Genomic DNA, 3962 nt, shown 5'->3' with positions numbered 1-3962 from the left:
CCCGCCCGCATCCGCGCGTACCGCCCGCGTGGCGCGGCCCGCCTCGGCTTGTGCGCCGTGCCGCCGCCCGCGACCAGCGCCCGCAGCGGCGACAGCGTGTCGTTCGTGACGACACCCGCCCAGACCAGGTCCCACAGCGCGCCCACGACCTCGGTGTCCGTCGTCGGGCCCTGCAACGACACCCGGTCGACCACCTGCCGGAAGAACAACGCCCCGCCGCCCAGCGCCTCCACCACGGCCGTGTGCAGCGACGAGTCCGGCATCGCCTCCGGCACCAGGTCCGGCAGCAGCAGGTCCGCCACGTCCGTCGGCGCCAGCGCGATCCAGCCGTCACCGCCGGCCAGCGAGCCGCACCCGGTCCAGGTCACCTCGCCGGACGCGGTCAGCTCGTCCAGCAGCGCCGGGGTGTAGCCGGGCAGCCGCGCCGGCAGCACCAGCGACTCGACCGCGCTCGCCGGCAGCGGCGCGCCCGCCAGCGGCTCCACCACCGAGTACACGTCGTCGACGGTCGGCGCCGACCGCAGCCGCCGCCCCACGCCGTGCCAGCCCGGCAGGAACCGGCCCAGCGCGGCGGGCTCCACCGGCTCCACCTCGGCCCGCAGCCGCGCCAGCGACGCCCGCCGCAACCGTCGCAGCACCTCGGCGTCGCAGTACTCGGTGTGCGTCCCGCCGGGCCGCAGCTCGCCGCGCACCAGCCGCCCGGCGGCGGCCATCCGCTCCAGCACCCCGGTCACCACGGCGACGCCCAGCCCGAACCGCTCCGCCGCCTCCACCGCCGGGAACGGGCCGTGCGTCCGCGCGTACCGGGACAGCAGGTCGCCCACCGGGTCGGCCACGGGCTCGGTGAACACCTCCGGCACGCCCACCGGCAGCGCCACGCCCAACGCGTCGCGCACCCGGCCCGCGTCCTCGATCGCGATCACGCGTTCCTCGCCCGCGATGCGCACCCGCAACGCCCGCCGCTGCGCGACCAGGTCCGCCAGCCACTCCGGCCGCACGCCGCGGTCCAGCGCCTCCGCCTCGGACAGGTCGCCGAGGAACCGCAGCAGGTCCGCCGCGCCCTCCGCGTCCCGCGCGTGCCGGTCCGGCACGAGGCGTTGCAGGGTGCGCTCGACCTCCGCGACCACCTCCGGGTCCAGCAGCTCCCGGATCGCCTCGGAACCCAGCAGCTCCGCCAGCAGCGCCGAGTCCAGCGACAACGCCGCCGCCCGCCGCTCGGCCAGCGGCGCGTCCACCTCGTACAGGAACATGCCGACGTACCCGAACAGCAGGCTCCGCGCGAACGGCGACGGCGACGGCGTCTCCACCTCCACCACCCGCACCCGCCGCGCCCGGATGTCGGTCATCAGCTCCCGCAGGCCCGGCACGTCGTACACGTCCTGCAGGACCTCGCGCATCGCCTCCAGCACGACCGGGAAGCTCTCGTACTTCGCCGCCACCGACAGCAGCTGCGCCGCCCGCTGCCGCTGCTGCCACAGCGGCGTCCGCTTGCGCGGGTCACGCCGGGGCAGCAGCAGCGACCGCGCCGCGCACTCCCGGAACCGGGCCGCGAACAGCGCCGACCCGCCCACCTCGGCGACGACGACCTGCTCGACCTCCTCCGGGTCCAGCAGCACGTCGTCCGCGCCCGCCACGACCTGCGCGCCGTCCAGGTCGACCGCGTCCGGCAGGCGGATCACGATCCCGTCGTCGGAGTGCGCCGCCTGCACCTCGATGCCGCGCCGCTCCCGCAGCCGGGCCGCGATCGCCAGCGCCCACGGCGCGTTGACCTGCGCCCCGAACGGCGAGTGCACCACCAGCCGCCAGTCGCCCAGCTCGTCGCGGAACCGCTCCACCAGCACGACCCGGTCGTTCGGCACGTGCCGGGTCGCCTCGCGCTGCTCGCCCAGGTACGCCAGCAGGTTCGACGTCGCCCACGCGTCCAGCCCGGCCGCCGCCGTCCGCCCGGACGCCTCCTCCGCGTCGATCGTGGACACCTCGCGCAGGAACTTCCCCAGCGCCCGGCCCAGCTCCAGCGGACGTCCCGGCGCGTCGCCCTTCCAGAACGGCATCCGCGCCGCCTGGCCCGGCGCGGGCACCACGATCACCCGGTCGTGGGTGATGTCCTCGACCCGCCACGACGACGTGCCCAGCAGGAACGTGTCGCCCACCCGCGACTCGTAGACCATCTCCTCGTCCAGCTCACCGACCCGCGAGCCGGGGCCGCGCTCGGACGGCGGCGTCATCACCGCGAACAGCCCGCGGTCCGGGATCGTGCCGCCGGACGTCACCGCCAGCCGCTGCGACCCCGGCCGGCCGCGCAGCTCACCGCTGATCCGGTCCCACGTGATCCGGGGCCGCAGCTCGCCGAACTCCTCGCTCGGGTACCGGCCCGCGAGCATGTCGAGCACCGCCTGCAACGCCGACTCCGGCAGCGCGGCGAACGGCGCGGCCCGCCGCACCAGCCCGGCCAGCGCCTCCACCGTCCACGTGTCCATCGCCACCATGGCCACGACGTGCTGCGCCAGCACGTCCAGCGGGTTGCGCGGGTACCGCACGGCCTCGATCGCGCCGTCCCGCATCCGCTCCGCCACCACCGCGCACGACACCAGGTCGCCCCGGAACTTCGGGAACATCACCCCGCGCGACACCGCGCCCACCTGGTGCCCCGCGCGGCCGACCCGCTGCAACCCGGACGCCACCGTCGGCGGGGCCTCCACCTGCACCACCAGGTCGACCGCGCCCATGTCGATGCCCAGCTCCAGCGACGACGTCGCCACCACGCACGGCAGCCGCCCCGACTTCAGCTCCTCCTCGACCACGACCCGCTGCTCGCGCGACATCGAGCCGTGGTGCGCGCGGGCGATCGTGGCGGCGCGCTGGGTGGTGACCCCGGACTGCGCGGGCGCCTCGGCCGGGAACCGCTCCAGCTCGGCGGCCTCCTCCACGAGCTCGTTGAGCCGCGCGGTGAGCCGTTCCGCCAGCCGCCGCGAGTTGGCGAACACGATCGTGGACCGGTGCTGCCGGACCAGCTCCAGGATGCGCTGCTCCACCGACGGCCAGATCGACGCCCGCTGCTCCGCCCCCGCCGCCGAGCCCGACACCTCGCCGGTCGGCTCGCCGAGCACCGACATGTCCTCGACCGGGACCTCGACCCGCACCTCGATCGTCTTGGCCGTCTTCGGCTGCACGACCCGCACCGGCCGCCCGCCCGCGAGGAACGCGCTCACCTCCTCGACCGGCCGGACCGTCGCGGACAGCCCGATCCGCTGCGCGGGCCGTTCCAGCAGCGCGTCCAGCCGTTCGAGGGACAGCGCCAGGTGCGCGCCGCGCTTGGCTCCCGCCACCGCGTGCACCTCGTCCACGATCACCGTCTCGACCCCGCGCAACGACTCCCGCGCCGCCGACGTCAGCACCAGGAACAGCGACTCCGGCGTCGTGACCAGCACGTCCGGCGGGGTCCTGGCGAACGCCCGGCGCGCGTCGGCCGGGGTGTCGCCGGTGCGCATGCCCACCGTGATGTCCGGCTCGGGCAGCGACAGCCGGTGCGCGGCCTGCCGGATGCCCGCCAACGGCGCCCGCAGGTTCCGCTCCACGTCCACCGCCAGCGCCTTCAGCGGCGAGACGTACAACACCCGGCACCGCCGCTTCGGCTCGGCGGGCTTGGGCGTGGACGCCAGCCGGTCCAGCGCCCACAGGAACGCCGCCAACGTCTTGCCGGACCCGGTCGGCGCGATGACCAGCGCGTTCTCCCCGGCGGCCGCCGCCTCCCACGCGCCCGCCTGCGCCGCCGTGGGCGCGGCGAAGGCCCCGGCGAACCACTGCCGGGTGGGGGGCGAGAAGGCGTCCAACACATCCACCCCCCCATACTGACTCAGCGGTCCGACAGTGTCGGATTGCGCCGCCGGCAGAACCAGGCCACCACGCGAGGTCGCGTCGGTCGTTCGCGCCTGATTTCCCGGCGATCACGCTTTTCGATCGCC

The 3962-nt window shown here is 75.8% G+C and carries 1 protein-coding gene; it reads right to left on the bottom strand.

Annotated features, from left to right (window positions below):
- A partial coding sequence (locus tag ACFQ3T_RS34965) for a DEAD/DEAH box helicase (RefSeq protein ID WP_380730152.1) occupies positions 1-3839 on the bottom strand: 3839 nt, incomplete at its 3' end.
- Positions 3840-3962 lie beyond the last annotated feature (123 nt).

It is taken from the genome of Saccharothrix hoggarensis (genome assembly GCF_042678885.1).
GTDB classification, from domain to species: domain Bacteria; phylum Actinomycetota; class Actinomycetes; order Mycobacteriales; family Pseudonocardiaceae; genus Actinosynnema; species Actinosynnema hoggarensis.
This window is presented reverse-complemented; position numbering and strand designations above follow the sequence as displayed.